Source organism: Streptomyces sp. (assembly GCF_036566765.1).
GTDB lineage: Bacteria > Actinomycetota > Actinomycetes > Streptomycetales > Streptomycetaceae > Streptomyces.
On sequence record NZ_DATCVQ010000111.1, the window covers coordinates 1 to 5778 of the forward strand.

Sequence of the window (5778 nt, forward strand, 5' to 3'; positions counted from 1 at the left end):
CACCCGCTCCGCCCCGGCCCCCCGGTCTCGCACGCGAGCGCGTTCGCCACGCGTGTGCGAACCACCCAGCACGAATCGAAGGCCCCGTCCGATGAGGACGGGGCCTTCGGCGTGGGTGGGGGGAGGGGCGGCGGCGCGGGCCCGCAGGGGCGCAGGGTAGCGGCGCGAAGCTGCCGCACGGCGTGGGGCGACGGGGCAGGGCCCACGTAGGACGGCGCGAAGCTGCCGCACGGCTGCGCCGGGTCCCGGCCCACGCGGGCGGCGGACGCAAGGCAGGTGCCCTGGAGCGTGCGGCGCGAAGCTGCCGCGTATGGCCGGGTTCGGGGGCGCAGCCCCCGGGCACCCCCCCACCAGCCCCCGGCAGGGTTTCGGGAAGGGGTGGGGTGGGGGCTCTCCACACGGCAGCGCGCACAGGCCGCACCCGGCAGCGTGGTGCGGGCGGTGCGAAGCTACCGCCCCCGCGGCGCGAAGCTGCCGCGAGTGGCCGGGGGCGCAGCCCCCAGGCTCACCCCCCCACCAGCCCCCGGCAGGGTTTCGGGAAGGGGTGGGGTGGGGGCTCTCCGCACGGCAGCGCCCACGGGCCGCACCGCACCCCCGGCAAAGCCCTCAGCGCCGCATCCGCGCCGCCCGCGCCACCGCCACGACCGCCTTCTCCAGCGCGTACTCCGGGTCGTCCCCCCCGCCCTTGACCCCCGCATCCGCCTCCGCTACCGCGCGCAGCGCGAGCGCGACCCCGTCCGGGGTCCACCCCCGCATCTGCTGCCGCACCCGGTCGATCTTCCACGGCGGCATCCCCAGCTCCCGCGCCAGATCCGCCGGCCGCCCGCCCCGGGCGGAGGACAGCTTGCCGATCGCCCGCACCCCCTGCGCCAGCGCGCTCGTGATCAGCACGGGCGCGACCCCCGTCGACAGCGACCACCGCAGCGCCTCCAGCGCCTCCGCCGCCCGCCCCTCCACCGCGCGGTCCGCGACGGTGAACGACGACGCCTCCGCGCGGCCCGTGTAGTACCGGCCGACGACCGCCTCGTCGATCGTCCCCTCGACGTCCGCCGTCAGCTGCGACACCGCCGACGCCAGCTCCCGCAGGTCACTGCCGATCGCGTCGACCAGCGTCTGGCACGCCTCCGGCGTCGCCGACCGCCCGAGCGCCCGGAACTCCTGACGTACGAACGTCAGCCGTTCCGCCGGCTTCGTCGTCTTCGGGCAGGCCACCTCCCGCGCGCCCGCCTTGCGCGCCGCGTCCAGCAGGCCCTTGCCCTTGGCCCCGCCCGCGTGCAGCAGGACGAGCGTGATCTCCTCCAGCGGCGCGTCGATGTACGCCTTGACGTCCTTGATCGTGTCGGCGGAGAGGTCCTGCGCGTTCCGCACGACCAGCACCTTCCGCTCCGCGAAGAGCGACGGGCTGGTCAGCTCCGCCAGCGTGCCGGGCTGCAGCTGGTCGGACGTGAGGTCGCGAACGTCCGTGTCGGCGTCGGCGGCCCGTGCGGCGGCCACCACCTCCCGCACGGCACGGTCGAGGAGCAGCTCCTCCTGGCCCACGGCGAGCGTGAGTGGAGCGAGGAGGTCGTCGGTCGAAGTCTTCCTGGTTGCCATCGCGATCCAGCATCCCACGCGCCGCCGACACTCCCGCCGATGCCGGAGAATGTGCACGTGAGCGATGTGAGACACGTACTGGTACTCCCCGACCGCGACGCCGCTGAGGAGGTCGTCGAGGAGCTCGCGGACCGCTTCGGCGTCGCCGACGAGCCGCAGCTCGTGCGCGACGCCCTGGCCGGCGAGGACGACGCCGAGGACGCCCAATGGCTGGTCGTCGTCGAGGACCCGGACTCCCGCCTCGACCCGACAGCCCTCGACGCGTTCGCCGGCGAGTACGAGGGCTGGCTGGAGACCCCGTAGCGCTACCGGAGGTCCGTGTTGAAGAACCCCGTCGCCCGTCTCTCGTACGAGTCCTTCGACCGCTTCAGCCACGCGTCGACGTCGGCCGCCGTCGACGGGAAGTCCCGCTTCAAGCGCGCGGCCTCCTCGGCGAGTTCGTGCCACGATTCGAAGAGGTACGTCTCGTGCTCCAGGCCGATCGCGACCGCGGCCCGGAACGGGTCGTCCGACTTCAGCCACCGCCTGGCCACTTCGGTGATGCGGGCGACGTCCTCGGGAACGATCAGCCACCCCAGCGAGAGAAGCTGTTCGGAGACATAGCCCGGGACCACGTTGGGAGCCCGGTGCTCGACCACGAAGTTCATGACGTCCTCGACGTCCACTGACACCCCACCCTCCGACAACCGGTCGCCGTAGTCGGCGCGCCTCACCGTAGGGCAGCGGCGACGCCGCGGCACCGGGATTTCCGCCCGGCCGAGCGGGCCGCGCGGCCCCCTGCTTCACAAGGCCCTCCACACCCGTATGTCGCCGGCCACCGCGATCGTGCCGTCCCGGTCCGTCCGCAGCACCCGCGCGCCGCCCTCCCGTAGCGCGCCCACCGTCCGGGGCGAGGGGTGTCCGTACGGGTTGTCCGCGCCGGCCGACACGAGAGCGAGCCGGGGTCGGACCGCGCGTATCAGGTCCGGGTCCTGGTGGGCCGATCCGTGGTGGGCGACCTTGAGCACGTCCACCGGCCCGAGCTCCGGATGCGCCCGCAACAACCCCTGCTGCGCCGGGGGTTCGAGGTCTCCGAGCAGCAGCAGCGTCAGACCTCCGCCGGTCCGCGCCAGCAGGGTCACACTGGCGTCGTTCGGCCCGTCCGGCGCTCCGCCGACACCGGGTCCCCCGGCCGTCCAGAGCACCTCCCACTCCAGCTCCCCCACGCGCCGCCGCTCCCCCGGCGCCGCCCGGACCAGCGGCACCCCAAAGGCCGCTGCCGTCCGCCGCACGAACGCGGCCTGCCCGGCGGGCTCCTCCAGGCCGGTCACCTGGATCGCCCCGACCGAACGGCCCCGCAGCACTCCCGGCAACCCGACCACGTGGTCCGCGTGGAAATGCGTGAGCACCAGCAACGCCACCCTGCGCACCCCGAGTTCGCGCAGACACCGGTCCACCAGCACCGGGTCGGGCCCCGCGTCCACCACGACCGCCGTGTCCCCGCCGGCCGCCAGTACCGTCGCGTCGCCCTGGCCCACCTGGCACATCACGAACTCCCAGTCCGGTGGCGGCCATCCGGAGACCCAGCGGGCCAGCGGCGGGGGCCGTACCACCGCGAGCGCCAACAGCAGGACGCACCCGGTCGCCCACCACCTCCGGTACGGCGCCCACCGCACCGCCGCCACCACCAGCCCGAAGCCCACGGCCAGCACCAGGCCCCCGGCCCACCCGCCCGGCCAGCCCGTCTCCGCGCCCGGCAGCTCCGCCCCGGTCCGCGCCACCCGGGCGATCCACCCCGCGGGCCATCCGGCGACCCATGCCAGGGCCTCCGCGACGGGCAGCGCCACCGGGGCCAGCGCAAGCGCCGCGAACCCGAGGACCGTCGTGGGCGCGACCGCCGCCTCGGCCAGCAGATTGCACGGGATCGCCACCAGGCTGACCCGGGCGGCGAACACCGCCACCACCGGAGCGCAGACCGCCTGCGCAGCCAGCGCCGCCCCCAGCCCCTCGGCGATCCGCCCGGGCACCCCTCGTCGGCGCAACGCGTCGCTCCAGCCCGGGGCGACGGTGAGCAGCGCACCGGTCGCCAGGACCGACAACAGGAACCCGTAGCTCCGCGCCAGCCAAGGGTCGTAGAGCACCAGCGCCAGCACGGCCGCCGCCAGTGCGGGGATCAGCGTGCGCCGCCGGCCCGTGCCGATCGCGAGCAGCGTGACCAGTCCGCACGCCGCCGCCCGCAGCACGCTCGGATCGGGCCGGCACACCACCACGAACGCGAGCGTGAGCAGCCCGCCGGCCAGCGCCGTCGCCCGCAGCGACAGCCCGATCCGCGGCGCCAGGCCACCGCGCTCGACCCGCAGGGCCCGCCCCGGCTGCCCCACGAGCAGCAGCAAGACGATGGTCAGGTTGCTCCCGGACACAGCGAGCAAATGCGACAGGTCTGTGGCCTCGAAGGCGTCCCGCAGCTCGGGCGCGATGCGCGAGGTGTCCCCCACGACCAGCCCGGGCAGCAGCGCCCGCGCGTCCGGGTCGAGACCATCGGACGCGCGTCGCAGCCCTTCGCGCAGCTCACCGGCCACCCGCTGCGCCGCGCTCGGCGGTCCGGTGACGCGCGGCGGCCCCGTTCCGTCGACCCGCAGCACGGCCGCGTACGGGTCGCCCACGCGCATCGGCGGGGCCGCAAGCGCGGTCACCCGCACCCGGGTGGACGGCGACAGCCCGAGCCAGGCCCGGTCCGCGTCCCCGGCCCGTACGACGACGAGCACCGGCGTCCGCGTCCTGACCGCCGGGTCGCCGCGGGCCTCCACCAGGGTCGCCTCGCCGTCCAGGACCACGGCCGCCGGAGCCGCCCGGTCGCCCCGAACCACCGGCCGGCTCGGGCGCGGATCCGACGTCACCGTCACCTCCGCGGTCAGGCTCCCGTGCTCCCGCGCGAGCCCGGGCAGCGGCCCGCGCCGCAGGTCCGCCGCGTGCAGCCCCGCCGACGCCGCACCGGCGGCCGCGCAGAGCAGAACCGCCGCGCAGGCCGTCGCCCGTAACCCCCGTATCGGCCTGCGGCGCAGCGCCCGTACCCCCGCCGGGACCATGAGCAGCACGGCCCCCGCAACACAGGCGGCGACTGCCGTCGCGACATGCCCGCCGGCCACGCCCAGGGCGAGCGCGGCGGCCGCCCAGGCTCCCAACGCCGGTGCCACCAGCCGGAGATCGGCCGGACCTTCCTGCCACGGTTCGCGCCCGCCGTCCCGGGAGGCGACGACGGTGCGGACCTGGACGGCGACGTCCGAATCCGCGTACGCGTCCGGCCGGTTCACGGCCGTACCAGCGGTTCGAGATCGGCGAACCTGCGCGCGCCGATGCCGTTCACCTCGCGCAGCTCGGCGACCGAGCGGAAGCCGCCGTGTTCCGTGCGGTAGTCCACGATGTGCTGGGCGAGCACCGGCCCGACGCCGGGCAGCGTGTCCAGCTGCTCCGCCGTCGCGGAGTTGAGGCTGACCGGGGCCGCCGCAGCGGCCCCGCCCGGCGGACCCGCCGCCGTACCGCCCACCGCGCCCGGAACACCGACGACGACCTGCTCCCCGTCCATCAGCACGCGGGCCCGGTTCAGCCCGGTGACGTCCGCGCCCGGCCGCACCCCGCCCGCCGCCCGCAGGGCGTCGGCCACCCGCGACCCGACCGGCAGGCTGAGGATGCCGGGCCGCCGCACCTTGCCGCTCACGTCGACCACGACGGCCGGAGCCCGCGCCGACGGCGACGCACTCCCGCCCGCGCCGGCCGGAGCAGGCAGCCCCGATCCGCCCGACGCTCCGGCCCCGGGCGGCGCGGCGGCCCGAACGACCTCGGGCACCCGGACCTCCTCCGGCCGCCCGGCCAGGAAATGCCGGCCGGCCAGACCCGCCGCCACGACCAGCACCACCGTCAACGCCACCAGCGTCCTGGGCTCGATCCCGCACCGCAGCTGGACCCACACCGGCAACCGCTCCCGCAGCCCCTCCCCCAGCCGCTCCCGCCACCCGGGCGACTCGGAACGGGACGGGGACGGCGCAGCCGGAGGTGACGCGGAAGGCGATAACGCTGTCGTGGACGACGCGACGACCTCCGGCTCACCCCAGTCGTCGGCGGCCCCCGGCCCCCGGAACAGCGCGTCGCCCCGGCCACGTACCCCCGCGCCGGCCGCGAGCGCAGCATGCCGCCCTCGTACGCGCGCCC

General features: G+C 76.3%; 5 protein-coding genes. 1 reads left to right on the plus strand and 4 read right to left on the minus strand.

What is annotated here, in order from left to right:
- Positions 1-606 precede the first annotated feature (606 nt).
- Positions 607-1593, minus strand: coding sequence for a DNA polymerase III subunit delta (gene holA, locus VIU94_RS05990; protein ID WP_331908309.1), 987 nt, complete (start codon positions 1591-1593; stop codon positions 607-609).
- A gap of 57 nt (positions 1594-1650) precedes the next feature.
- On the opposite strand from holA, the gene VIU94_RS05995 reads away from it, so the two are divergent.
- Positions 1651-1896, plus strand: coding sequence for a hypothetical protein (locus tag VIU94_RS05995; RefSeq protein ID WP_331908311.1), 246 nt, complete (start codon positions 1651-1653; stop codon positions 1894-1896).
- Positions 1897-1898: 2 nt separating this feature from the next.
- Here the strand turns inward: VIU94_RS05995 and VIU94_RS06000 are convergent, their stop codons facing one another.
- The 3 genes from VIU94_RS06000 to VIU94_RS06010 form a co-directional block, all read right to left on the minus strand.
- The gene (locus VIU94_RS06000) at positions 1899-2258 is read right to left on the minus strand and encodes a hypothetical protein (RefSeq protein ID WP_331908313.1); all 360 of its coding nucleotides are present in this window, start codon (positions 2256-2258) and stop codon (positions 1899-1901) included.
- A 117-nt stretch (positions 2259-2375) separates the two neighbouring features.
- The gene (locus tag VIU94_RS06005; protein ID WP_414720895.1) at positions 2376-4883 is read right to left on the minus strand and encodes a ComEC/Rec2 family competence protein; all 2508 of its coding nucleotides are present in this window, start codon (positions 4881-4883) and stop codon (positions 2376-2378) included.
- Positions 4880-5710 (minus strand): ComEA family DNA-binding protein, encoded by an 831-nt coding sequence (locus VIU94_RS06010; RefSeq protein ID WP_331908317.1) that lies wholly within the window; start codon positions 5708-5710, stop codon positions 4880-4882. Before VIU94_RS06010 ends, VIU94_RS06005 begins: the two co-directional genes overlap by 4 nt.
- Positions 5711-5778: the final 68 nt, after the last annotated feature.